The organism is Streptomyces sp. NPDC002309, assembly GCF_053593375.1.
The window spans coordinates 44,912-69,251 of record NZ_JBSFCI010000029.1 but is presented as its reverse complement, the minus strand read 5'-3'; the positions used below and the strand labels follow the sequence as shown (position 1 = coordinate 69,251).

Below are 24,340 nucleotides of genomic sequence, written 5' to 3'. Positions count from 1 at the left end.
TTCCGCGCCTACATTCGAAGGTGCGACCCAATCGATGCTGGACGGGAAGAGCCCTGGAGATGACACCGTACGACACTCATGCCACCGCTGACCCCTTTGCGTGTTCCCTCAGCGCCTTCGAGACGCTGACCACCACGTTGTCGGGCAGCGATGCGAGCACGTGGAACCACTCTGAGCTGGAGGAATACCTCGACGCGGCTGGCCGGGAGTTGCTTCGTCTGCTGCTACAGGACCACCTCGACCTGCGCGCGGCACGGGAGGAGGGACAGGTTCGTTCCGGTGCCGGGCCGGTTGTGGTGGGGCCGGAAGGCCGGGTGCGGTCCTGGCGCGAGAGCGGGCACTCGCGTTGGCTGGCCACCGTGTTCGGGATGGTCCGGGTCGCCAGAGTCGCCCACCGGGGCCGGGGCGTGGGCAACGTCCACCCCGCCGACGCTGTGCTGTCGCTGCCGATGGGCCGGCACTCGACGGGGTTACGGCGGCTCGCGGTGACCGAGGCCGTCCGCGGCTCGTTCGACCAAGCCCACGACGCAGTGACGCGCCGCTGCGGGAACGTACTCGGCAAACGCCGACTGGAAGAGCTCGTGGTCGCCGCCGCGGTCGATGTCGACGGCTTCTACCGGACCCGGATCCCGATCCCGTGCAGCCGCACGATGCCGCTGGTGATCCAGGCGGACGGCAAGGGCGTGGTCATGCGGCCTGAGGCCCTGCGGGAGGCCACCCGCCGGGCCGCCGCGAAAGCGGCGGTCGGTCACCGCGGCCGGCTTGCGCCGGGCGAGAAGCCGAACCGGAAGCGGATGGCGACGGTGGCCTGCGTCTTCGATACGCGTCCCGCCCCCAGACGTCCGCACGACGTGATCCACCCTCCCGGCGGCCGGAGCCGTGAGCGTCCCGCCCGTCCGGGACCGCGGGCCGAGAACAAGTGGTGCACCGCCTCGCTGGTCCGCTCGCCCGAGGAGGTCATCTCCGACGCCTTCGACCAGGCCGAGGCCCGTGACCCGAAACATCTGCGGCCGTGGGTCGTGCTGGTCGACGGCGCCCGCCACCAGCTCGACCTGATCAGTGCCGAGACCGGCCGCCGCGGCGTCACGGTCCACGTCCTGCTGGACTTCGTGCACGTTGCCGAGTACGTCTGGGCCGCCGCCCACGCCTTCCACAAACCCGGCACCACCGAAGCCGAAGCATGGGCCGCCGACCGTCTTACCGCCATCCTCGCAGGTCAGGCTGCGCACACCGCCGCCGAAATGACCAGCCAGGCTGAGCGGGAACACGTGCCGGCTGCCCGGCGCGAGGCTGTCGACGCCTGCGGCCGCTACCTGACCGGCCACCTCGATCAGCTCTGCTACGACACGGCGCTGGAAAACGGCTGGCCGATCGCCACCGGCGCGGTCGAGGGCGCCTGCCGCCACCTGATCGCCGACCGCCTCGACATCACCGGCGCCCGCTGGGGCCTTCACGCAGCGGAAGCCGTACTGCGACTGCGTGCCGTCCTCTCCAACGGAGACCTCGACCCCTACTGGCGCTACCACGCCGCCCGCGAACACGAACGCCTCTACCCTGCAACCGACCAGCGGGACCACGCACCCACCGCCTGATCACGGCGGTCGTCCGAAACGAACTGCACCCCACCGCCGACCCTACGTGGGCCGACGGCGGCCGAGAGCGCGCGCGAGTTCACCGACCGGCGCCAGCATGTGTCCGCCATCTCCCGCGCACCACCACACGGCCGCACCGTCCCGCTCCGAGCCGTGAACGCCGAGGCCATGCCCGGGGCACACCGGCCAGACCTGCCAGGTCCGTTCGAGCAGGCTCTCCTGGATCAGGATCGACAGGCTGGTCAATGCCATGGCCGGGTCGTCGCACATGTTCGGCAGGATGGGGCCGCCCCAGCTGAGCCGTTCACCGTCGGCAAGGCGGACACCGGCTCCCACCGGGAACCAGTCCTCCAGAATCTCGATCTCCGGTTCGCCCTCGATCCCACGCGTGGGCAGGTCGCGGGCCACGATTCGCAGCGCGGCGCGCAACGTCTCCAGACGTTCGGGGGCGAGGTCGAAGCCGGGATCGAAGCCCACGTCGTCCAGGATGCGCCGGGCCAGGGCGGTCATCTCCGCCTGCGGCACCGCGGCCGGGTTCCGCTCGACGACCTCCAGGACGGCATCGGTGTGATGGAACCAGTCGAGCAGTTCGCACGCGAGAGCGACAACGTCCTGCGGGTCAAGGCTGTCCTCGCGCACGCCGAGGTAGACCCTTCGCATCAACTGTTCAGTATCCGCTTCGTACTCAGCCACGGCGTCGCTCACCCGCCCAGTATCCCGACGCAGCACGGTTCCCCGCCGCATGGTTTTCCGGCACGACGCCTGACCCACCCACCAGCGGAACTATGACCTCACAACTTGATCGCGGCCGTCACTTGAAAGGAACCGCACCCGATGTCGTCAGGCAAGCCAGTCCAGGGGAACAGGGCGCTGCGGTTCCCTTCGCTGTCGGGGCGCCAGTTGCCGATCACAGCGCCCTGGAATCAGGGTTCATCCAGGTTGACGTCGCCGCAGACCATGATCTGCAGGGCTCCCTCGATGAGCTCCACCACGTCGTTGAGGAATTGGAATCCGCCGTGGTCGCCGGCGAGGGGAGGTCTCCGCGGGCGTACTGATGGGGTTGCGGTCATGGCTGGGTCAAGAGTGGTGCGCGTGAGCTGCGGCGATGAGGGTGCGGCCCTTCGAGCAGGCCAGATGTGCCGTTTCAGCCTGCGGGGTTGCCATCGGGGTGGTCGTGGATCCATGAGAGCCCGCCGAGGTCGAGTCGCTGGCGGGTGCGGGTGACGGCGACGTAGGCCAGGCGGGCTTCGGCTTCGTCGACGGGGTCGGGCGGGGTTGTAACGGCGTCGACGGGACTGTCCTTGGGGCGGGCGAAGTCGTCGGCGATGAGCACCTGGTGCCATTCGCGTCCCTTCGACTTGTGGGCGGTTGAGACGGTGACGTGGGCGTGCGGCTCGGGGACGAGACGGGTGACGGCGGTGAGGATGGTGTCGGTGCCGTGGCTGTCGACGAGGTTGACCAGGGGCTGCAGGTCGCGGCCGGCGGGGTCGTGGGCGGCGTAGTCCTGGAGCTCTCCCCATGAGGGGAAGAGGACCAGCTCGGGATGGTGGGTGCGGCGGCCTTCCTTCAGGTCGCGTGCCGCGAGGGCCAGGGCCTGCAGGCTGTCCCCTCCCCCGGTCAGGGCGACTCGCTGCCCGGCGGCCATGAGGGCCATGACCTGGGTCATGGCGCCGACGTTGGTGCGGCAGAGCACGGCGTCCGGGTGGGTGACGGGTCCGAGTGCGGTGGGCACGGAGGAAGTGCCGGTGAGGCGGACCGGGGCGTCGGCGAGGTGGAGCCAGCGGTTGGCCTCGGCCGCGAGGTGGGGACCGAAGCGGAAGGACTGCGACAGGACGAGCCGGGTGCCGTCGAAGGCGGTCATGACGTCTTTGGCGCCGCGCCAGTGGTAGATGGCCTGGGCAGAATCGCCGACCATGACGAGTTGGGCGTGGTCACGCTGGTTGAGGAAGATCTGTTCGACGACGGGGTTAGTGTCCTGGGCTTCGTCGAGCAGGAGGAAGTCGGCGTCGATGTGCGGCTGTGTGAGGGCCCAGATTTTCAGGTAGTGGTCGTGGTCGAAGCGGACGGCGCGGTCGTCGGGGTACTGGAGGTCGGCCCAGGCTTTGCGGGCGAACGGCACGAGGTGGGCGGCAAGTTCTCCGTGGAGGTCGGTGCCTTCCAGGCCACGCAGTTGGGGGACGTGGTGGTGGGTGATGGCCTCGTCTGCGGTGTGGCAGAAGCGGGTGACGGTGCGCAGGGTGGCGTTGGAGAGGGCCTTCTGCGTGACCTCGCGTTCGCCGATGCGGATAGCTCTGGTGATGCCCAGGGCTTGTCCGGTCTGCCAGGCGGGGCGTCGGGGGGCGCCAAGGCGGCGTGTGTAGCGGTGGCCGACGGCGGCGTAGGCGAGTGCGTGGGCGGTCTTGCACAGGACGTTGCGCGGGAAGCGGGCGGTAGCGTCCTGGGCGATGGCCCGGTTGTAGGCGAGGTAGCGGCCTCGGCGGTGGGTGGCGCGGGCGAGGAGGGCGAGGGTGGTGGTCTTCCCGGTGCCGGCGCCGGCCTGCACGGCCAGGTGGTCACCGGCGTGGAAGGCGTCGGCTGCGGCCGTTTGTTCGTCGGTCGGCTTCATGGCGTGGGGCTTTCGGGGAGTCGGCTCAGCGCGTGCCCTACGGCAGACAGCAGATGGGCGGGGGTGGTGTGGGCCAGTAGCTGGCGCACCGCGCGGTCGAGGCGGTCGGTCTCCTGGTCGGCGTACGTGGCCAGGGCCCGGTGCAGGGCCAGTTCCACAAATCGCTCGGGGCTTTGGGCCGCGCGGTCGGCTTCAGCCTTGAGCGCGGTGTGAGTGGCGGGCGGGAAGGCGACGTTGAGCAGGATCTTGTGGTCTGCGTCCGGGTAGTGGGTGGTGATGACGTCGATGGGCAATAGATCGTCGAACCGGCGGCGAAGTCGGTGGACGGCTCGGTGGGGAGTCCTGGCCCGTACCAGGGTCATGAGGTGGGTGGCGTCGCGGTTGGCGGCGAGCGGCATGACGCGGGCAGCGCGGTGCAGGGCCTGCGGGGTAAGGGGGCGGGTGAGGACGATCTCCATGGCGTGGTGTGTCATCGCCGGTCCTTGTTCCTGCTCGGTGCCGGCGGGTGCGGGAGATGCTGGTGGATGTGGGTGGCGTGCAGGAGGGGGTCGAAGACCTGCCAGTCGGCGCGGGTGAGATCGGGGGCGGTTCCGGTGGCGTGGGTGGGGCAGTGCTGGGCGCGCCAGCGCAGTTGGTCGGTGTAGGGCAGGTGGCTGAGGTCGTATACGGCCATCGTGGTGTCGGGGAGGGTGAGTTGGCCGTGGCTGGGGCTGGTGGGCAGGAGTCTCCAGCGGCCCGCTGGGTGGTGCGGGGTGAGGACGGGGTGAGTGCAGCGGCGGCGTTGGCGGGTTTGGGCGACGCAGAGGATGTCTTCGAGGGGGCTGTGGCCGAGGTAGCTGACGAGGAGGATCCGGACGACGGGGCGGGTGGATTGTCTGGCGTCGTCGGGTGTTGCAGCAGGGGGGTGAGTGTGGGGTTGGGGGGTGAAGGCGCCGGTGTCGATCAGGCGGCGAGAGTGCACGGCAAGTTCGCGGCGCAGCACGGTGAGCCGGGTGGTGCTGCCGGTGTGGGAGCGGGGAGGCTGTCGGGGGCAGAGGCGGGCGTGGGGGATGCGGCACCATGCGCTGCCGTCGTCGTGGGGGTGGGCGATGCCGCCGCCGATGTGCCAGCGGCTGGAGGCGGGGGTGTCGGCGGTGGCGACTTCTGCGGGGTGCAGGGCGATGGGGCGGTCGTCGTGGCGCGGGTACCACTCGATGCGGTTGCCGCAGTGGCGGCAGCGGCCGCTCTGGCCGGCGCGGAGCAGTCGGCTGGGGCTGGTCGGGGCGATCTGCAGACCGCGGCGGCGGGAGATGTGGCGGGGGCTGCCGTCCCAGTGACGGTCACTGTGCAGGGCATGGGGGCGCATGGCGGCGACCGTGACAGATAACGCGCCGACGGCCGGGGGCGGCTTTCGGGGATGTCACACGATCGGCCCCATGTGCGGGAACGCCTGCCCGAGGTGAGGATCAGTCGTTCGATTCCCTCTCGCCCTGGCGGGTGATTTCTTTCCGCGTCCGGTGAGCGGTTTGGCGGTGCGGCCGGGTCAGGGCTGGGGTGCGCCGGGAACGGGGTGGCCCTCGCACAGGGAGGTGAGGAAGTGTTCGATGGGGACGTCGAAGGCGTGGGCCAGGGCGTGCCAGGTGGTGATGTTCCCGGTGCTGCGGCCGTGTTCGAGGTCGATGAGGGTGCGCCGGGCAAGGTTGCTGCGTTCGGCGAGTTCGTCGTAGGTCCATCCGCGCTCGCCCCGCAGCCGCACGAGTTCGACGCGCAGCGCGTTGAGGTTGGGGTCGGGCGGGATGATCGTCACCCCACCATCCGACGGTGCAGACCTCTGCCCCGTCAGTGCGGGTTTCTGCACTTTCTTCTCGCGGGCTCGCGCGACCGTGGTGCAGGGATCTGCACTACCGTGCGTCCGTCCGGAATGCCTGGCCGCAGGCTTTCCGGCGCTCCATGAATACGGACAGACAGGAGGACGGTCGGCCGATGAGGCTCGGCGGTGCCGCGGTGCGGCGCATCTGGACGGTGGAACTGCACCCGCGGGCGGGCGGGCCCACCCTCGTCTGCGCCCAGTGCACCGCCCACGCGCCTGCGTGCGAGACGTCCTCCGCACGGTCCGCCGCCCTGGCCCATCTGGCCTGCCACGCGCGCACCGACGTGCTGCCCAGGCATCTGCGCACCTGCCAGTGCCGGGCCCAGGACTGCCGCTGGCATCCGCGCCACCGCGGCTGTGCCGGCCCGGTTCTGCTCGCCCTCACTCAAAGCCGCGGCGGCCGCGCCTGGCGGCTCGCCGACACCTGCGCGGCATGCGCTGCTGCGACCAGCCACACCGCCGTCGTCCCTGACACACAGCTCGGCAGCCCGCGCTCCCCCGCCCCGCCGGCACCTGCACGCGGCCCGCACCGGCTCGGGTCAGAGGAACGCCTGCGGGTGCGGGAGACGCTCACCTATCTCGCCGCCGCACTGCCTCAGTTCACCTCCCCCGCCGCCCGCTTGCTCGCCGTCCAGTGCGCGCTGCGTGCCGATGCCCGCGGTCGCGCTCGTCTGCGTGCGGGCCTGCTGCGCGGCATGCGGCTGCACGGGCGTTCAGAAGTCTGGGAGGAGCTGGCTCACGGGGCCTGGCTCACATACCCCGACCTCAGGTCCACCCCAGCGGTGGTCCAGCTACTCGACGCCGCCGTCCTGGATCAAATCCCTGGCCGCAGAGCACGCTGCCGTGGCGCCCACTGGGCCTTGCACCCCACACCGTTGCGCCTGTCCGCGGCCTCGCCGCCCGCACTGCGGCTGATCATTCTCATCCTGGCCGCGCATACCACCGACCGCGGTGCGGGCCGCCTCGACATGGACGCGCTCACCCACCTGAGCGGGCACTCGCGACAGCAGACGGCCGAACTGCTCGACCGGCTCATCGCGGTCCGGGCGCTGGCTGTGTGGCGCCAGGATCGCGACACCGACGAGGTGTCGTGGCAACCGTTCACGCCTCACACGACGGCGAGGCCTGGCACGCGGCGCCCGTTGCCGCCCATCCCATGCCCATAGCGGCACGCTCACAGAGCAGGCGTCGTGCACAGGGGAAGCAGGGCTTCCCACCCGTAATATCGCCACGCCGAGGAACACCCGGACTCTCAGCGCCTGGGGTCTCCCTGGAACCGGCCCACCGGCACCGTCCAGCCCCTGCGGCGGCGCAAAGCCAACGTAGGCGGGGCTCTCTCTTCGGCGCCCGCAAGAAAAAACCACGGGTACACGGGCTGGCAGAGAGCGCCCGGTATCCCTGTTCCTTCCGCCGGGCCCGCGGGCCGCCAACAGGCGTTCCCGCGCCGGCCTTGCGGTGGTCCCGCCCGGCCGGGCGCCTGACACGCAGAGTCCTGCCCGGACGCGCACAGTGGTGGCCGGGCCCTCAAAAGCTGCGCGGGATCGGCGTGTTGAGGGCTCAGCGGCGTGGGGCGGGCCGCCAGGTGCGGACTTCCAGGTGGACGATCTGTGCGTCGGGGTGGATGCGGCCGGTCTCGACGAGCCATTGGTGGATGGCGGCGGTGACGTCGCCGCCGGCCGCGTCGACGCGGCCGGCGAAGTCGGCGGCGTCGAAGCCGCCTGTCTGGGCGGAGCCGTAGGAGCGTTCCTCTGTGTGGTCGGCGCGTTGGGTGACGTCGCGGCGGATGCCGGGCGAGTCGGTGCGGCTGCCGGAGGGGTGCAGATAGCCGGTCTTGGCCAGGCGGACGGTGAAGGCCAGGCGCAGGCCGTGGCGGGCGGCTTCGGCGATCAGGGGGCGCAGGCGGGCGGAGCCAGAGGCGATGGCCTGGGCTGCGACGCGGCCGGTGCCGGTGCCGGTGGGGGTGATGAGGACGGCTTTGCTGCGGACGCGGGCGCGGGTGCCGGAGGCGGTGGTGCGGCGGCTGGTGTGGCGGGCGGCGATGGCGGCGAGTTCGGGCAGGTCGGTGATGCCTCCTGCTTCGACGGCGCTCACGACTTCGCGTAGGGCGGTGACGAAGGCTGCGCCTTTGTTCTTGGTGTAGAACTGCGAGACCAGGGAGGGGTCGCGGGCGATGATGCGGGCGATGTCCCGTTTGGTGTAGCCGGCTGTCTGGAGGCGGTCGGCCAACTGTGCCGCTTCGTTCAACTGGCGCGGCGGCGCGGGGCGGTTGCGGCGTCGGCGGGGCGGCATCAGGCTTCCTGGCCAGTAGCGATGGCGGCGCGTCCGGCGTCACGCAGGGCGAGGAGGGCCTCTTCGGTGGTGGGGGCGGGCAGAGGGCCGGTCAAGCTGCCTTTAAGGAGGTAGTCGCCGGGCTGGTGATGGTGCGGCCAGCTCTGGGGCTGGGTGAGGTACAGGGCGTCGGTACGAAACGCAACCACCGTGCCGGGCGGGACGTGGAGGGCGCCGGCGTAGGTCTTGTCGTCGCGGTGGCGCTGGGTGAGCAGGGCGGCGCGGGCGCCGGACCAAATCGCGGCGGCCCATTCGGGGTGGGCGTTGGGGTCACGGCTGAAACCGGTGGGCTTTTGCCAGGTGATCTGGTCGTCGTCGAAGCCGATGATCTCGGCGTCCGGGGGCACGTCGCGTTCCTGGGCCCGGGGTGTGGTGCCGGTGACCATGCGGGGGCGCTGGGCGAAGGAGCCGATGCCGTACAGCAGGATGGATCGCACGGCGCGGGAGGCGAGGTGCGCGGCGCGGGCCTGCTGGGCCTCGCCCTGGAAGTGGGCCTGGGCGGAGAGGTTGGTCCAGGTCTCCTTGAGTTTCCTGGCCCAGTCGTCGAGTGGTTTGCCGTCGTCCCAGAGGATGCCGTTGAGGATTTCGACCTTCCACGGGGCGAGGGGGTTGGTCAGGGCGGTGTGGACTTCGGGGCCGCCGGCCCAGGTGGTGAAGGTGGCGCCGGGGGTGGCCGGGTAGTGCCAGGCCCGGTCGCCGGGTGCGGGGGCGGGCAGGAGGCCGACGTGGTTCCAGCCCTCGGGAACGGTGACCCGCACCTGCCAGTGCCCGCACCCATACAGGGCACGCTGCTGTTCCTTCTCCGACCATGCGGCGAACGTCGCGCCGGCGATACGGCGCGGGGCGCCGACCGGCGACTTCCAGGTGTGCTTGGCGTAGGCGAAGGTGCGGTCGTACTCGACGAGCTGGGGCAATTGTTCGGGCACGCGGGGCGGGGTGAGCAGTTCGTTGCGGCCCTGGCCCGCGGTCGCGTGCAGCAGGCCGCGCAGTTCCTCGGACAGAACAGGGAAGCCGTCGGAGAACTGGCCGCGGGCGGGGATGGTGCGGGTCCACAGGTCACGGCCGGTCTGGGAGGGGGAGCCCATGATCACGGCGTCCGGCCAGTGGCGGCGCAGCGCCTGCCACAGCAGGACGAACGCGTCACGGACGGTGTGCGGATCGTCGTCCGTGCCGAGGTCGAACCACTCCCCCACCGAACGGATCTCGACATGGCTGTCGCCGCTCTCGCGCTGGTAGCGGCCGACGGGGTGACGGGCGTGGACGAAGTGCCCGGCCATGCGGTCTCGGCCGCGCCCGGTGTCGGTCCGCCAGCCCGGAACGGGAGCATTGAGCCAGGCAGCGACGGCGTCACGGAGGTAGGGGTAGCGGTCGGTTTCGCGGTGCCAGGGGTCACCGGCGGTGATGTAGATCCGCTCCACGCCCTCGGGAATGGTGCGGAAGACAGCGGTGAGAATGTCCGCGGCCGTGGCGTTGCCCAGGTCGAGGCGGTGGGTCTGACTGCGGTGGACCAGGACACCGGTGGTGGTGTCGAGGAAGACAGTGGAACGGGCCTGCTGGGTGAAGTTCGGCCGGGTGGAGGCCAGCCCTGGGCTGTGCGTGAACCAGTTGTCCCCGTGGGTGTCCTCGGGCATGGAGGGCAGCTCGCGCAGAATCTCGGAGGCCGCGGGCGGCACCGGGGGCGGCGGGGGCGCTGCTTCCTGCGGGACGGGGCGGGTGGAAGCGGGAGGCATGGCGGGTTCTGTGTCCTGGGGCGGGGCCGGTGCCCGTGCCGCTTCGGGGGCGGTCTGGGCGGTGGCGGGCTCGGCGGTCTGCGGCTGCGGGGTCTCGGGCGTGACGAGGTGGTCAGGGGCCAGGGCCGGGGCGAGAGCGACGACGTCAGCCACGCTCAGTCCGGCCGCCGGGGCGATCCGTTCGGCCTTCGCCCTCGCATGGGAGGCCAGCTGGATGACCAGCTTGTCGCGGTCCGCTTCCTGCTTCGCCAGCGCGGCCCGGGTCTTCTTGATCTGGTCCCGCACGGTGCGCAGCTCGGCGAGAGTGGCGCTGTAGCTCTGCGCGTCCATGAGGCTTCCTTCTGCGCGGCGTTTCAGCCGGTGGTGTGGGTGGTGACGTAAGCGATCGGGCCGCCGGAGTCGGAGGGTAGCCGGGTCCCGAGCAGCAGGTGCGCGAGGTGCTGGTCGCCGTCGGTACGGGAGGTGAGAGTGCTGTGCGGTGCTGCCAGGTCGGTGACGTAGCCGGCCAGGCGGGCCTGAGGGAAGGCGTGGCGGCCAGTGCAGTTCTTCTCCCACCGCTGCAGGCCGGTCAGAACGGCAACGACGTAGCCCGACAGCGTCACGGGCAGCACTCCCCCGGCGGCCACGCTGGCCGGGTCGCAGCGCCACCAGCCGCGCAGGCTCTTGAGCAGGTCGTCGGGAGTGAGGGTGGCGGCGAAGCCAGTCCACGGCCGGTCGGGCTCCGGTGCCGGTCGGGCCACATCCACGCGCAGGACCGCTATCTCCGCTGCGGCTAGTTGTTCCAGCGGGGCGCGGCGGCGGGTGGCGAGGGCCTGGAGCGTGTCCAGAGGGACCATGACGCGTACGCCACGGCGGGACAGGCCCGGCAGCAGGCCAGCCTGCACGAGGCGACGGAAGGTCGTGATGCCGCAGCCGAGTTCGTCCGCGGCCTGCCCAGTCGTCAGCAGCACGGCCACTCCCTCACCCCCTCAAGCGAACTCAGTTATCTGATTACGGACTCACTCTAGTGCAGTTCCTGAAGACGCGTCAAAAAACTCCGGGCTGCCGGCGCTTTCGCGAGTGGGGCACACGCCCGTCCGGCTCCAGTGGTGGGGGCCCTGCGGTTCCTGCGTTCAGCAACGGTCCGGACGGCTCAGGAGGCTCAGCTCAGTCCCGCCCTGCCGGTTTCCTTGCGGCAGCGATCCGCTGACGCGGGTTGGCTCCGCAGGCTTCAATGGCACGGTGACCGCACCGATGTCCTCAACTCCGCCTGATGCCCAGGAGACGATCGCCGGCAGTGCCGTTCTGGATGAGGTCCTGGAGTGCCTGCGGGCCCGTCGGCCGGTGTTCCACTCCGAGGCCGATCTCCAGCACAGTTTCGCTCTCGCGGTCGGCGAGGCGGCGCGGGAGGAGGTCAGGTGCCGGCTGGAGATCCCGGTGCGTGGGAACGATGCGTCGGAGTACCTGGACCTGCTGTGCCTGGGGCAGGCCGGACGTACAGCTATCGAATTCAAGTACGTCACCCGGCAGTGGACAGGCACAGCCGGGTTGCCTCCCGAGGACTACGCCCTGCGCGGTCACAACGCACCCGATGTTGCACGCAGGGAATTCTTGCGGGACGTGGCCCGGCTGGAGCGCTTCTGTGACCGTGCGGACCAGAACGGGCTTGCGCTGCTCATCACCAACGAGGCCTCGCTGTGGCGTCCCCGGCAGCGCAGTACGCCCACCAGGGACGAAGAGTTCCGCATCCATGAGGGCCGGGAGCTGGGCGGCACGCTGCTGTGGGCTGGCGGTTCTTTCCCGGGCAACACCCGGGTACTGCGCGGCTCCTACACGCTCTCCTGGCGTCCGTACTCGCGTCTGGAGGGCCCAGCAGGCGAGTTCCGGTGCCTCGCGGTGTTCATCCCTGCCGCCCCGACACAGCCCCCGCCTCCGCACGATGGGTGACCGGCAGGCCGGCCCCCTCATCGCGGGCGCGGCAGGCTGTCGGGCTCCCAGCGCGGGAGGCCGCGTTCGGCGGGCGGGGCAGGGGGTGCGCGGCGAGCAGGGGCATCGATAGCGGGGAAGCTGCTCATCGGCGTGTCCTCTTGGGTGGCTTGGGGCGGCCGGTGGGATCGGCGACGAGGTGGCAGGTCTCGGTGGCGTGGGCGACGTCGTTCCTGTCCCATGCCGTCAGCCGGAAGGCCCTGTCGGCGCCCGAGAGATGTTGGGGTAGGTCGGGGCGGATGGAGCTATCGAGTTCGGCGTAGATGCGGGCGGCGTTGTGCAGGAGGCGAGCCCAAGCGGGCAGGTCGGCATGCGGGCGTTGCGGTGTGGGGATGGTGAGTTGCGGTAGTTGGTCGGTTTCGTAGCCCGTCAGGGCGCGGATGGCGACGGCAGCTGCGTGGACGGGGTGGGCGATGCGGCTGTGGATGCGCTGTGCTACGACGTCGTGCTGTGCGGGGGTGAGGGCTGTGGCAGGCGGCGGGCTGTCCTGTGAGGGAAGGCGAGTGGGCGTGCCGCGGGTGCTGGTGTTGACTTCGCCGGGCCGCCCGGCCGGGCGGCGAGGGCGCGGGGGCAGCTGGTACCACGGCTCGTCGTCGGGGACCGGGAACGCAGCGGACTGCCACCAGGGGTAGCGGTCGGTGGGCGGCGGAGTGCTGTGGTCGGCCGTGTGCAGGTGGTGGCGGGCTGCTTCGAATGTGTCGATTTCTTGGTGGCTTACGGCGCTGAGAGTGTCGGCCAGGGCCGCTGGGGTCGAGCCGCTGACGATGAGGGTGAGGCGGATGCGGGTGCGTTCACGCAGGGCCATGAGGTGCTCGAGATGACGGCTGGTGATGCGGTGAGCGCGGCAGACGATGTAGTGGCGGATGCCGAGGGCGTGGGTCCATGCCACGGCCACACGCCAGGAGTCGTCGGCGTTTCCGATCCACCAGGGCGGGTCGATTTCGGGGGGCGGCAGGTGCTTGCCCAGGGCGCGGATGAGGTCGTGGGCGAGGTAGGCGGGGGCGGTGGCCAGAGGTGTGGGATGGACGGCAATGCGGCCGTGTTCGGGGTGGTGGGCGGCGAGGGCCGTGGTGGTGTGGGCGGTCTGGTCGTGCGGGTCGGTGATCAGGGTGATCGGCGGCAGTGCGGGATCGGTGTGGTCAGGTGACCAATGTGGCGTCCACTTGCCGTGGGCGTCGTCCGGTGTGGTGGCAGGTGAGGTCATGTGGTGTGGGTCCTGGGCTTGAGGCGGTGCAGGAGGGTTGCCGGGTCGGGTGGTTGGTGGGGGTGGCGGCGCAGGCTGGTGTGCAGCTGGTGGGTCAGGGCGGCCCAGCGGCGGAAGTTGCCGTGGGCCCATTGGCCATCGAGGCTGCTGAGAACGGTGGTTGGGATGTCTTGCCACAGGGAGTGGAATGCGGGCAGGACGGTGCCGAGTTCGTCTTCGCCGAGCGGTTCGAGGTGGTGCCAGGTGGTGACCCTGCTCATCAGGGTCGGCTGGGAGCGCAGGGCTTTGAGACGGGGCCGACTGGCGAGCAGCAGGATGGTGACCTGTGGGGTGGGGTCGTCGTGGAGGTGGCGCAGGTATTCGATGCAGGAGGGGGAGAGTTGGTGCGCCTCGTCGACCGCGATGAGGCGGTGCGGCTGCCTCAGGGCGTGACGGAGGTAGTCGTCGCAGATGCCGGCGTCCTGGGGTGGGGCGCCAGGCAGGCTGAGGGCGTGGTAGAGGTTGCGGCGCAGGTCGTCGGGGCGGGCCTGGGGCCGTGGCAGCAGTCGCAGCACGTTTAGGGCGGGCCGCCGTTCGCAGAGCAGGTGCAGGGTGAAGGTCTTGCCGACGCCGGCTTCGGCGGTGAGGCAGACCATGCTCTGTGCGTGCAGGGCGGCGTCCAGGGTGCGGGCGGCGGCCCGCACCGCCTGGGTGTTGACGGTGCGGGCGCCGGGCAGGTTGAGGTAGTGCGGCGGGCTCGTGGGGTCGCTCAACCCGCGTCCTTCTGGCGGCGGCTCGTGCGGCGGTGGGGCAGGGCGCGGCGGATGGCCCAGCGGACGATGGTCTCGTCGACTTTGCTGAGGCCGCGGCGCTTCATGCCTTCGAGGACGTGGTAGGTGATCTTGGACCAGACGCGGAAGGTCCCGCCGGCGCCCTCCTCGTAGGTGTAGTCGATGAGTTCGGGTGAGGCGTCCGCCCACACGGGGTGGAAGAGGGGGATGTTCCGTTGGACCTCGTCGGCCTCCATCGGCGCGAATTCCTGCCAGATGTAGATGCGGGAGGCGAGGGCGGGTTCGCTGTAGAGGGTCTTGTAGGCCTCTTCGCCGCCGACGAAGAGGACGGCGGGGCGGTTCTTTCCTTTGCCGGTGTCCCAGAGGTGGCGGACGAACTCGAAGCATTCACGGCTGAACTGCTGGGCTTCGTCGCAGACCAGGACGTAGGGCTTGCGGGCCAGGTTCCGTTTGAGGAGGCGGTCGAACTCACTGGGGTGCGAGGGGGGTTCGCCTTCGAGATGGAGTTCGTTGAACAGTTCCTGGCGGATGTCGCGCGGGGTGGGGCGGGAGCGGAACTGCAGCAGCAGGACGCGTTCGGCGGAGACTTCCTTCAGGGCGGCCAGGACGGAGAAGGTCTTGCCGAGGCCTGCGTCTCCGTAGATGCAGGACATCGCGCGGGCTTCGATGGTGTCGGCGATGTTCTCGCTGGCCTCGAGGAGGGCTTCGGTGGCGACGATGCGGGCGTCGGCGAGGTTGAGGTAGAAGTCGGGCTCGCCGACGACTTCGTCCTCGTCGGGGCGGAGCGGTGTCGGCTGGTCGGATACGGGCACGTCGGTGTCCTTCGCTGTCGTTGGGGAGTTAGGGCGGGCAGGGTCGCAGTGGGCGGGCCGGATTGGGTCGGCTGGCTGCTGGGCGTGGGCGGTTCCCAGGAGGTGGCTGGTTGCGGCGTCGGACACGTCGACGGTGTCGGGGCCTCGGGTGCTGACGCGGATGGCGCGCTCGGTGTGAGCGGCCATCCAGGCTGCCGTGTAGGTGGGGCCGTTGTAGCGGATGCCGTGGCCGTGGATGATCCGGGTGGCCCGGCCGGGGGGCGGGTCGGGGACGGCGGTGGTCGGGGTGGTCATGCGTTCTCCTCGGGCGGAGAGGCAGGGGCATCGGGTACGGCCCACCTGCTGGAGGGGACGATCCGGCGGGGCATGTAGTCGGCGGGCAGGTCGTCGGCGTGGCGGCGGGGGCGCAAGCTGCGCAGTTCCATGGCGGCCTGTTTACGGGTCATGGCCCCTTCGGCCACAGCGGGGCCGGCGGTGGTGACCGCCTTGAAGCGGCGTCGGCGCAGGGCTTCGGCCTTGCGCAGGTCGCGGCGAAGTTGGCGGGCGCGTTCGGCGCGGGCCTCGTAGACCTCTTCGATCTGCTCTTCACTGGCCTCGTCGGCGAGGTAGGCGGTTCCCAGGTGCCGGCGGTTGTCGGCGTCGAAGACCTCGATCTCGCGGGCGTGGTGAGGCTGGAAGCGGATGTGGACGCGGGTGCCGGAGCGGCCGGTCATCCAGCCGGCCATGTAGTCGCGGCCGTTGAAGCGGATGCCATGTCCGTGGATGACCCGGGAGGAGCGGTCGCTTTCCAGGAGGAAGGCGTGCAGGTCTTCGGCGGGTACGTCGCGGATCGGGGTGGGGTCGCTGTTCCACCATTCCAGCGGGGTCATGTCGCCGTAGCCGGCCATCTTGTGTTCGGTGTTGCGCTGGTGCACCCAGCTGGAGAACAGTTCGACGAATCCCTCGAAGGTCAGCGCGGGGTCCTTCTCCCCCACCCGGCGGCGGCTGTCGAGCTTTTGGGCATGGACGTAGCGGGGCAGAGTGGAGAAGAACATGCTGGTGGCAGCACGATTGAGGTTTTCGATGCTGCCTTTGAGGTGCGGCGTGTACCCGGGCAGGACATCGACCTGGACGGCGAAGACGCCGAGGGCCTCCTGCACGGCCCTGGAGAGGAAGTCCCTGCCGCGGTCGATCCGGATTCGGGTGGGCAGTCCACCAGCCGGGCCGTAGGAACCCTCCCGCAGGATGCAGGAGCGCAGAGCGGCCAGGATGGACCCGCGGTGCGGGAAGTGCGCGGTGACGGCCCAGCCCATGGTCATGCCGGTGTGGCAGTCACAGAACCAGGTCACCCACGGTTTGACCAGCCGTCCGTCGGCCGACACCCAGACGGGAGCTTGTTTGTGGTCGCCTTCCCATTCCTCGTTGCGTGCGGTGGGTGGGCGGCGCAGGTGCGGGTCGTGATTTCGGGAGGCCGGCAGTCCGGCCCGCAGGCCGGCCAGGTCGCCTGGGGTCAGGTCGCGTTTGATGGCGCGGTGCAGAGTGGAAAGGCTCACCGGCTCGCAGCCGGCTTTGTCGGCATCCTTGACGAGTTCGCCGTGGACAGCTTTGACGTTGCCGCGGTGGTAGGCCAGCAGGGTGCGGATGTGGTCGGTGACTTCGAACCGCTCCCGGCTCCGGCGCAGGGGCTGGTCGAGCCGGGCCCGGGCGAGGTTGCGCCACACGGTGCGGACATGGACGCCCAGGGTGTGGGCGGACAGGCCGACATGGGCGGTGGTCAGTTCACCGCGCTCAGCAAGCTGCAGCAGGGCCCGGATGGCGGGGGCCATGAGCTCGTCGCGTTCGCGCCGTCGGCGGGCCGCCTCGGCAGGATCGTCGGAGAGGGTATCGGGGTCTGGGGGCGCCACCGGGAACGATTCCTTTCTCCAGGTGTGAGCACGGGTGCAGCAGCGGCGATAGGGCCGGGGCGGTTAGGCCCAGAAGCCGAGGTGAGTTACGTACTCGTCCTAGCGCCAGTCGGAATCCAGGTCGCTGATGACGTACTGCCATCGATGGGTCAGCTCATGCAGGTCGCTGCGCGACCACGCCTCGACGATGCCGTCCCAGCGGAAGATGTTCTCGTGACGCCAGCGCCACGCGCTGGTGCTGGGGGTCCACCTCGCTCTGATCGACGGGGTAGATCTCCACGCTGAGTCAGCCGTCTGCGCTGAGCCGGCGGGTGAGGCTGACTGCCATGTTGCGGCGCAGTCGGAAGGCGCGTTCAAGACGTCGCTGCTGATCGGCTGCGGGGATACGTTCTTCAGCGAGCCAGGCAGCGATCATGCAGCGGTCCATGCGGATGCCGCAGTCCTGCATGATCGTGTAGCCGGTGCGGGAGCGGGTCAGGTAGAGCAGGTTGTTCCTCGGCCGCTCAGGCGGCGGTGTTCGGTAAGGGTTGGTGACCTCGGCGAGTTCGTCGAGTGTGGTGGTGAGGGCTATGGCCGCGGGCATTCCCCTGGCTCCTAGCCGTCCGAATCCCATGTGAGGTTCTTCTCCGAGAGCTCATGTGACGTTGGTGTGGGCCTGCGCGTGCGGGTTGGAAGGTGCCTTCTCGGGTTGAGGAGCACCGCGTCGCAGCGGGCGCTGTGCGGTACGGATCGCTCAATGCGGCTGCCTGGTGGGCTGGTTGAGCGTTGGTCGGGATCCGGGTGGGCTCCGACGTACGGGACCTTAGGTCGGCAGGCATCTGACGGAACGAGTTCAGGTCGACGCTGAAATGGCCGCGCATTTCAGGCATTTCACACCCTTGAGACCGCCGCCACCGGTCGGCTCAACGGGCGGTCACGCCGGCCGAAGGTGGGAGCTATGGCCCCACGTCCCGGATCCTCGAAATACGCTGACGAAAGGTAGGAGTTCAGCCACCGCGAACCGCCCTTCCGGCACCGCTGAAGCAAACGGGCAGGCCACCTTGCCGTCTATAACTCGTTTTCAGCCAGCGGTGAATGCGACTCCCCGACGGGACGCCTTTAGCCTACTCGCGAGTACTCATTCGGCCGCACCCCATTTGAGCATGAGCACGACATTCTTTGACTGTGTGCCGACGCAGGACAACAGAAACCTAGCGCTCAGGTCTGACAGGCGATTACCGGCTGGAGCGGCCAACTCTGCTCCAGCCCATAGCGATTGGCTCTAATTCGCCCTCCGGACACTGCCGAGCAGTCGGTCGCACCCGCCCTTGCTGGTCAGAAGAGTGGGACTTGCGGACGCGTGGGCTGAGCTCGGCTTGAAATGCATTGAGGCATCTACCGCAGGAAGGTTTCGGCTCGGATGCGCTGTCAGTGCGGTCCTCCAAGATGCCCTTCATGAGTCTCACCTCCCATCTCAAGGAACCTCAGTCCGCCATTTCACGCTTTCTGTCGGAGCAACTTCCCGACACCAGAGCAGTCCTGGCCGACTACCGCAATCGCTTAGCCCGCTTTCCGGCACCGCTCAAGCCGCAGGCGGAAGCCGGCATGCAGCCCGAATACCGGATGCTCGGCCACACCATCGACCACCGCCTACGCATCTCCCTCGGCGCGCCAACCGGGTCCCCCATCAGGGAAGGCATCGTGCGGGCCGTTCTCGACGACAACGGCTGGCCCAGCCGGGAGGTGATCCGTGCCGTGCAGATGGCCGGCGAGGCCATGGTGGAGGAGCTCGCGCGGTACGAGTGCGACGCGGGGCAGCCTCTGCGCCTGGCAGACGCCGAGGAGGACCGGCTCATCCGGCTGTGTCATGTCGCCTCCAGCTTCGAGGCGATCTTCCGTCACTGCGGCTGGATGCGCGGCAACACTCTGGGGGCTTGCACTCCCGAAGCGACCCTGGACAATCTCATCGATGCTGTCGCCGGCTACGTGGTGGACGACATCCGGCAGCAGATGGACCTGGCGGCCCGGCCGGGCCCCTTCGAGGACCTGCGTCACCTGCCCGTCAACGCCCGCATCTGCGGCCCCGTGTTCGACGGTAGCCTGCAGGTCGGCGGAGCGGACGCCGACTTCATCCTCGACAACACCCTGATCGACTGCAAAGCCACCATCCGGCCCGAACGCATGAGCCGCGCAGAGATCTACCAGCTCGCCGGCTACCTTCTGCTCGACTACAGCAACCAGCACACCATCGAGACGGTGGGCCTGTACCTCTCGCGCCAGGGCGCGCTGATCGACTGGAGCGTGGAGGACTTCCTCGGCCTCCTCGGCACGCGCCACGAGCTGCCGGTGCTGCGGGACGCCTGTCGCCACGTGCTGACCGACGGCCAGCACGGCAGTCCGCTGCCGCCCCCGGACCCCTCCCGTCCACTCCCCCGGCCCCGCTCCGCGCCCGTCTCCCAGCAGATGCTGTTCGACGACTTGGGCTGAGCCGGGGGCCGAGTGCGGGTGCAGCCCTCCCCGCAGCCGCACACCGACAGCCGATGCCCTGGCAGGCGTGCCCGGCGCCTGGGCGGGCGGGTCCCCTTTCCACGCCGACCTGCTCACGATGGAGGCGATCTTGCTCCTGGATGCCGGATCACCCACGCACCGGCTTGATCACCCGCCTGCCGTGCCGCCCGTGACGCTGCCGAGGACGCAGGCCTTATAGCGGACGTGGCCTTGCACGAGAGCCTCCGTTCTCGTCTCGGCCCGCGGGCACGGTAGCGGGTGGTCGGCTGCGGGGGTCGACGCTGATGGCTGCGGGCGCCGGTTCGCACTTCCATTCAAATGGAAGTTAGGATCACTGGCCATGGCAGGTCGACCGGTTGCAAGCCGTCAGGAACGAGCGCAGGCCCAGGAACTGGCCCGAAGGATCAGAGCGTTGCGTGAGGCGCGCGGATGGACACGGGAGCGCTTGGCGAAGGAGGCGGGTCTGCACACCCGCACGCTGGTGCGCCTGGAGAGCGAAGGTCCCGTCCAGCCGGGTTTCTTCACCGTCGGCCGTTTGGCGGCGGCGCTTGAGGTCAGCCTGGACGATCTTTTCCACGGTGCCGGGCGAACCCGGGAGATCTGGTCGGCCGGGTACGAGGGCCGGGACATCGACTCGTTCGTCGCCTCCGTGCGGGCTGCCAGGATCGATGCCGTGGTGGATGTGCGTCTGACACCGATCAGCCGCAAGCCGGGCTTCAGCAAGACCCGTCTGCGCGAGGCCCTGCACGCGGCCGGGGTCGAGTACGTGCATCTGCGGGCCCTGGGTAATCCCAAGGACAACCGTGCCCCCTTCTGGGAGGGGCGGCTGAAGGAGGGCCAGGCCCGCTATCGGAGCCTGCTGGAGGCTAAGGAGGCCTGCACCGAACTCACGCAACTCGCGGAGCTCGCTGGCACGTCGCGGGTGGCGGTGCTCTGTTTCGAACAGGATGCCCAGCGCTGCCATCGCACGGTGGTCATCGAGGAGATCCGGCAGTACTGCGACGTGGAAGTCACTGCACTGGCCTGAGCCTTCCACCGAGTGGTGTGCCCTCTTAACAAACTGCGTGGTTGCGTCCAATCTGGCCGTGAGGTGTCACATCGGGCTGGGGAGGCGATGGTGGACAGCAGACGGCAGCGGGCCCGCATCATGATCACGGTCAAGACGTATCCGGAGCTCTCCTCGAAGTACAAGGAGACCAGCTGTGTGGCGGGTGTCCGTCTCGATCTCGGCCGGCCGCAGCATGTGCGCCTGTTCCCCGTCCCCTTCCGGCTCCTGGAACAGGACGCGCAGTTCGCTAAGTACTCGATCATCGAAGTCGACGTCGAATCCCACCGGCGTGACCGGCGTCCCGAAAGTCTGCGCCCCATCCTCGACACGCTGGAAGTCACCGACCGCCTCTCCCCCGCGGACGGCTGGGGCAGGCGCTGGCAGTACCTGCGGCCTCTGGTGGCGCCGTCCTTGTGCGTGATACGCCGCGAGCAAGAACTCCGCAACACCTCGCTGGGACTCTTCCGGCTCCCTTCCCTCCCCCGGCTTAAACTGACGGATGCCGAACCGTGGCCGGACTCGAAGGCCGCCCTGGCCGACCAGATGGACCTGTTCGAGCAGGACCTCACCCGCCTGGAATGGGTGCCGGTGCAACTGCGCTACACCTTCACCTGCTCGGATGGCGACTGCCCCGGCCACGACATGCACCTCAAGGACTGGGAGGCCGGCGAGTCGTACCGCAAGTTCCTGCGCACTTACGGTCCTGGGCAGGTGCGGAACAAGCTCTACGAGCGCTGGCTGACCCGGATGTTCACCGCCGAACGCGCCGTCCACGCCTTCGTCGGCAACATCGCCGCCCGCCCCCGCACATTCATGCTGCTCGGCCTGGCCTATCCCCTGCGCACCATCGCCGACTACGTTCAGGAAGACCTCTTCCCTGTATAGCGGGCAGCTCCTGTTTCGAACGGTCTGTGGAACACAGTGACGATCTAGCGGCCTTCGCGATCGCCCTGGCCAACGCGCCCGGAGCAGTTTCCGCAGTGCGCCGCCCCTTCCGATCGCGGGTCGGCACACCCAGGCGCTGTTTCCGATGGACGGGCCGTTTGTTAGCTTCATGTCCCTTCTTCACGTCGAGGGCTCGACGACTCTGGCGTTCTTCAACAGACCTCGCGCGGCTTCCGCGATCGTTGCGACGGGGTCTGCGACGTCTGTGAAGTCGAACCACTCACCGCCCAGCACTCTTCTTGCGAAGCGGTCGTGTAGACGGCAGCCGTCGCCCTCGGCCGTGGTCCTGCCGTACCAGGTGTGAGCGAGATCGTGGGGATCACAGATGCCGGTGCCACGTTCCGTGGGCCAGCCGTTGGGCAATAGGCAGGTGACCTGGTCCAACTGACAGCCATCGCCGACTTCTGCATCGATTTGGCGCTCGATGCTTACGTCCGCGTTGTCAGGGTCAGTCTGTACCTCCGGCGGAGCTGGGATGATTCCGCTATCGAGCGGTGATCGCGATGCCGGGAAGAGTCGACCACATGCCTCCGGCTCTCGAGGCCGCTTCGAACCACGAGAGGTCTGAGCTCGCTGCGGGCCGTGTCCCGTGCACGTCGATCCGCGGTCGCGGTGCCCAGCGGTACACAACTTGCGCGTCGTAGATCTGATTCGGCTCCTTGGTGAACCCGATCTTGCCCGCGAAGAGGGGCCCGTCCTCGATCGGCCGCGGGGGGTACAGGTGCTCGATGGCATCGGGAATCCGATGGACCAGTTCAAGACGCTGGCCCTCCTCATTCGTCGGCAGCAGCCGCGACACCACCCGTGTGCCGTCAGCGTCGTAGGTGATCGTCACCCCGCTCGACTGCGCCTGCGCCATTGGTTCTCTGCCCATGCCCGCCCCTCCTTGCCCACCGTCTGCAATCAGCCCTGCTGCGCTCCGGACCCGGAACCATGCCGGGGCGCCAGCCTCAGCAAGGCCGCGTAGGATGCCGTTTCCGGCCGCGACCACCACACGCAGCGTCTCGTCCACCCGCCTTCTTCAGCACAGGGCAGTCCCCAGTCGTCCTGCCGCGCCGTCGTCGTCATGTATACCGAGACAGTCGCCGTTTGAGATCAACCGACGCATGCTGGGCCACTGCAGACGCAGGATCGTTGAACGATCCTTCAGCCCGTTGATCGTGCTGTGCCTCGCCTCCCCCAGCTCCTTGTGGCGCCCACGTTCAGTCGATGGGCTCCTACAGGCTGGTGTCGAGTAGGTGCATCCCGCCGCGGAGGCGTTGAAGCCGATCGGCTTCCCCAGGGGAGCAATCTTGGCGGTGGCGCAGTCGGCGTCACTCACAGCGCATCGACTGAAGGATTCCGGCCGTGGCCGTCCGGGCGTGCCCTGTACCGCAGGTCCGACCACAGTGCAGCGTGGCCAGACCGCTCTCTGCCTTGATCACACGCATTCTCCGGCGTTGTGAGGTCGCGTACACGCCCATGCCTTCAGCAGGCGCTGCGGCCTCTGCGTGACCGAGGGCAGTACTGGCAGACCATCCCCTTGCTCCGGTTTGCCACGGAATCTTTGGCAGCATGTCCCTGCGTGCAAAGCCACCACACCACCCGCCCGCTATGCGGCGTCACCTCCACGGGCAGAAGGGTCCCGTTGAGCGTCGGATGCCACTGGGCGGCAAGATCCGGTCTCTGTGCCGCAAGCGAGGTGGTCTCGGTGGCGTAGCGGCCAGAGCAGAAGCCGCATCCGTTTCCTTTGCCGACACGCTGGTCGATCTTGGCGCGCCATGCATGTCCGGCTGCGCAAAGCCACCACACCTCTTTGCCGGAGCCAGGGGTGACCTGTGTCGGAGTGAGTTCGCCGTTCCGGTGCGGATGCCATTGCTCGGCGATGCGGGGGAACTGTGCTGCGAGCGATCTGGCTCCGAGGTCCCGAGCGCGCAGCGCGTTCACGGCACAGTCCGCTTCTTCCCGGGCGACGAGCCGACCGCTGGCGATATACGTCGCGGCCTCTGCTCTCGCGGCCGCCGTGGAGAGGAAGTTCTCATCGATCATTTTCTGCAGCACTGCCGCTGCCACCTGAAAAGGCGTCGCGGCCCTTGGTGCTGCGGTGTCGCCGGGTCCGGTCAGGGCCAGCGGCTGCTCGCGCACCCTGATCACTTTGTAGCCAGCACGTTGCAGCCGCTGCGTCTTCTCCCGGTCACGTGCGCCCGTGTTCTTGTGCCAGTAAGAACCGTCATACTCCACAGCAACGTCGCCGAGAATCATGTCCACCCGTAGGCGTTGCCTGTGAGGCGTGACCAGGCGCGCGTCACGCCTGAGCGGCGCCAGGTGGCCTTCCAGCACGTGGCGGAGTTCAGCGAAGGCTCTCAGCTCCACCTCGGACACTCCGATGAGGATGCACTGGCCGCATGAGCTTCCGGCCGACCGTTTGAAGACCATGGCGCGCCATTCGTGGCCGCTGGCGCAGCGCCACCATGCGTTACGCCGTGCCCCGTAAGGGATTTGCTGCGGTGTCAGGTCTCCGTTACGGGTGGGGTGCCATTGAGCTGCGAGTTCCGGGTGCCTCGTGGCAAGGTCGTTGCCGTACCCGACCTTCTGATTGGCGCAGTACGGGCATCCAGAGCGCCTGGCTGTGCGGTTCGCTACAACTGCCTCCCACTCGTGGCCGCACGATCCCAGCCACCAGACTTTCCGGTTCGACTTGGGAGCGAGGCGGTCGGCACGCACGTCACCATTGCGGGTGGGATGCCATTCGCCGGCGACCTCGGGGAACTGCGCTTCCAGATCATTGCCGTATCCCACTTTGCGGCTCCCGCAGTAGGGACATCCGCATCCACTGCTCCTGGTGTGGATCACACTCTGCCACTCGTGGCCGCATACGCCGAGCCACCATGCCTTTCGGCTCGACCCTGCTGCGACCACATCCGGTGTGAGGTCACCGTTGCGGGTCGGATGCCATTCCCCAGCGATCTGCGGCCTTGCCACCCTGAGACTGGTTCCTCGAGTCGCTCTCACCTCGCGACTGTCGACGCCGGAATGATGTGCAGATGTCATGACCGTGGAGGTTAACTCCCGGCACTGACAGAGCTGCTGCGCTAATGGCAGCAGCGTTCACCACGTCATGCTCGGCGGCACCGCCCTACAAC

22 protein-coding genes and 1 pseudogene are annotated in these 24,340 nt (G+C 69.0%); 6 read left to right on the top strand and 17 right to left on the bottom strand.

Features of this window, described 5'->3' with window-relative positions; all coding sequences use genetic code 11:
* The first annotated feature begins 59 nt into the window (after positions 1-59).
* Positions 60-1,592 carry an ISKra4 family transposase gene (locus tag ACWCPM_RS23985; RefSeq protein WP_450978296.1) on the top strand — a complete coding sequence of 511 codons (1,533 nt, stop codon included), beginning with the start codon at positions 60-62 and terminating at the stop codon, positions 1,590-1,592.
* 42 nt (positions 1,593-1,634) lie between these two features.
* On the opposite strand, the gene ACWCPM_RS23980 is transcribed toward ACWCPM_RS23985, so the two are convergent.
* The 6 genes from ACWCPM_RS23980 to ACWCPM_RS23955 form a co-directional block, all read right to left on the bottom strand.
* Positions 1,635-2,285, bottom strand: coding sequence for a hypothetical protein (locus ACWCPM_RS23980; protein ID WP_450978295.1), 651 nt, complete (start codon positions 2,283-2,285; stop codon positions 1,635-1,637).
* 230 nt (positions 2,286-2,515) lie between these two features.
* Positions 2,516-2,662 carry a hypothetical protein gene (locus ACWCPM_RS23975; protein WP_450978294.1) on the bottom strand — a complete coding sequence of 49 codons (147 nt, stop codon included), beginning with the start codon at positions 2,660-2,662 and terminating at the stop codon, positions 2,516-2,518.
* Positions 2,663-2,736: 74 nt separating this feature from the next.
* Positions 2,737-4,197, bottom strand: a complete 1,461-nt coding sequence (locus tag ACWCPM_RS23970) for a UvrD-helicase domain-containing protein (protein ID WP_450978293.1) — start codon at positions 4,195-4,197, stop codon at positions 2,737-2,739.
* The gene (locus ACWCPM_RS23965; RefSeq protein WP_450978292.1) at positions 4,194-4,670 is read right to left on the bottom strand and encodes a hypothetical protein; all 477 of its coding nucleotides are present in this window, start codon (positions 4,668-4,670) and stop codon (positions 4,194-4,196) included. The genes ACWCPM_RS23970 and ACWCPM_RS23965 overlap by 4 nt, the downstream gene beginning before the upstream one ends.
* Positions 4,667-5,542, bottom strand: coding sequence for a DUF6083 domain-containing protein (locus ACWCPM_RS23960; protein WP_450978291.1), 876 nt, complete (start codon positions 5,540-5,542; stop codon positions 4,667-4,669). Before ACWCPM_RS23960 ends, ACWCPM_RS23965 begins: the two co-directional genes overlap by 4 nt.
* A gap of 177 nt (positions 5,543-5,719) precedes the next feature.
* Entirely contained in the window at positions 5,720-5,983 is a 264-nt protein-coding gene (locus tag ACWCPM_RS23955) for a helix-turn-helix transcriptional regulator (protein ID WP_450978290.1), read from the bottom strand.
* A 176-nt stretch (positions 5,984-6,159) separates the two neighbouring features.
* Here ACWCPM_RS23955 and ACWCPM_RS23950 point away from each other — a divergent pair, with 176 nt between their 5' ends.
* Positions 6,160-7,212: a hypothetical protein gene (locus ACWCPM_RS23950; RefSeq protein ID WP_450978289.1), complete on the top strand. Its 1,053-nt coding sequence runs from the start codon at positions 6,160-6,162 to the stop codon at positions 7,210-7,212.
* 391 nt (positions 7,213-7,603) lie between these two features.
* Here the strand turns inward: ACWCPM_RS23950 and ACWCPM_RS23945 are convergent, their stop codons facing one another.
* Genes ACWCPM_RS23945 through ACWCPM_RS23935 form a run of 3 tightly spaced genes read right to left on the bottom strand, consistent with a single transcriptional unit; the run spans position 7,604 to position 11,054 of the window.
* Complete coding sequence (locus tag ACWCPM_RS23945) at positions 7,604-8,335, bottom strand: helix-turn-helix domain containing protein (protein WP_450978288.1); 732 nt, start codon at positions 8,333-8,335, stop codon at positions 7,604-7,606.
* Positions 8,335-10,434: a hypothetical protein gene (locus ACWCPM_RS23940; protein ID WP_450978287.1), complete on the bottom strand. Its 2,100-nt coding sequence runs from the start codon at positions 10,432-10,434 to the stop codon at positions 8,335-8,337. Before ACWCPM_RS23940 ends, ACWCPM_RS23945 begins: the two co-directional genes overlap by 1 nt.
* 23 nt (positions 10,435-10,457) lie before the next feature.
* Positions 10,458-11,054: a helix-turn-helix domain-containing protein gene (locus ACWCPM_RS23935; RefSeq protein ID WP_450978286.1), complete on the bottom strand. Its 597-nt coding sequence runs from the start codon at positions 11,052-11,054 to the stop codon at positions 10,458-10,460.
* A gap of 271 nt (positions 11,055-11,325) precedes the next feature.
* On the opposite strand from ACWCPM_RS23935, the gene ACWCPM_RS23930 reads away from it, so the two are divergent.
* Positions 11,326-12,030, top strand: coding sequence for a hypothetical protein (locus ACWCPM_RS23930; RefSeq protein WP_450978285.1), 705 nt, complete (start codon positions 11,326-11,328; stop codon positions 12,028-12,030).
* Between the two features lie 124 nt (positions 12,031-12,154).
* Here the strand turns inward: ACWCPM_RS23930 and ACWCPM_RS23925 are convergent, their stop codons facing one another.
* The 5 genes from ACWCPM_RS23925 to ACWCPM_RS23905 form a co-directional block, all read right to left on the bottom strand.
* Positions 12,155-13,273 (bottom strand): hypothetical protein, encoded by a 1,119-nt coding sequence (locus tag ACWCPM_RS23925; RefSeq protein WP_450978284.1) that lies wholly within the window; start codon positions 13,271-13,273, stop codon positions 12,155-12,157.
* Positions 13,270-14,025 carry an AAA family ATPase gene (locus ACWCPM_RS23920; protein WP_450978283.1) on the bottom strand — a complete coding sequence of 252 codons (756 nt, stop codon included), beginning with the start codon at positions 14,023-14,025 and terminating at the stop codon, positions 13,270-13,272. Before ACWCPM_RS23920 ends, ACWCPM_RS23925 begins: the two co-directional genes overlap by 4 nt.
* Positions 14,022-15,149, bottom strand: a complete 1,128-nt coding sequence (locus tag ACWCPM_RS23915; RefSeq protein ID WP_450978282.1) for an AAA family ATPase — start codon at positions 15,147-15,149, stop codon at positions 14,022-14,024. The genes ACWCPM_RS23920 and ACWCPM_RS23915 overlap by 4 nt, the downstream gene beginning before the upstream one ends.
* On the bottom strand, positions 15,146-16,738 hold the full coding sequence (locus ACWCPM_RS23910) for a transposase (RefSeq protein ID WP_450978281.1): 1,593 nt from the start codon (positions 16,736-16,738) through the stop codon (positions 15,146-15,148). Before ACWCPM_RS23910 ends, ACWCPM_RS23915 begins: the two co-directional genes overlap by 4 nt.
* A gap of 286 nt (positions 16,739-17,024) precedes the next feature.
* Positions 17,025-17,321 carry a hypothetical protein gene (locus ACWCPM_RS23905; protein ID WP_450978280.1) on the bottom strand — a complete coding sequence of 99 codons (297 nt, stop codon included), beginning with the start codon at positions 17,319-17,321 and terminating at the stop codon, positions 17,025-17,027.
* 851 nt (positions 17,322-18,172) lie between these two features.
* Here ACWCPM_RS23905 and ACWCPM_RS23900 point away from each other — a divergent pair.
* From ACWCPM_RS23900 to ACWCPM_RS23890, 3 genes are all read left to right on the top strand, one after another.
* Positions 18,173-19,204 carry a hypothetical protein gene (locus ACWCPM_RS23900; RefSeq protein WP_450978279.1) on the top strand — a complete coding sequence of 344 codons (1,032 nt, stop codon included), beginning with the start codon at positions 18,173-18,175 and terminating at the stop codon, positions 19,202-19,204.
* A 361-nt stretch (positions 19,205-19,565) separates the two neighbouring features.
* Entirely contained in the window at positions 19,566-20,252 is a 687-nt protein-coding gene (locus tag ACWCPM_RS23895; RefSeq protein ID WP_450978278.1) for a DUF488 family protein, N3 subclade, read from the top strand.
* Between the two features lie 87 nt (positions 20,253-20,339).
* Positions 20,340-21,158: a hypothetical protein gene (locus ACWCPM_RS23890; RefSeq protein ID WP_450978277.1), complete on the top strand. Its 819-nt coding sequence runs from the start codon at positions 20,340-20,342 to the stop codon at positions 21,156-21,158.
* 544 nt (positions 21,159-21,702) lie between these two features.
* Here ACWCPM_RS23890 and ACWCPM_RS23885 read toward each other — a convergent pair.
* The 3 genes and pseudogenes from ACWCPM_RS23885 to ACWCPM_RS23875 all read right to left on the bottom strand — a co-directional run.
* The gene (locus ACWCPM_RS23885) at positions 21,703-22,230 is read right to left on the bottom strand and encodes a hypothetical protein (protein WP_450978276.1); all 528 of its coding nucleotides are present in this window, start codon (positions 22,228-22,230) and stop codon (positions 21,703-21,705) included.
* Between the two features lie 455 nt (positions 22,231-22,685).
* Positions 22,686-23,996, bottom strand: a complete 1,311-nt coding sequence (locus ACWCPM_RS23880) for a zinc-ribbon domain-containing protein (protein WP_450978319.1) — start codon at positions 23,994-23,996, stop codon at positions 22,686-22,688.
* Positions 23,997-24,014: 18 nt separating this feature from the next.
* Positions 24,015-24,248, bottom strand: a pseudogene (locus ACWCPM_RS23875) (zinc-ribbon domain-containing protein); the annotation flags it as partial.
* Between the last annotated feature and the right edge of the window lie 92 nt (positions 24,249-24,340).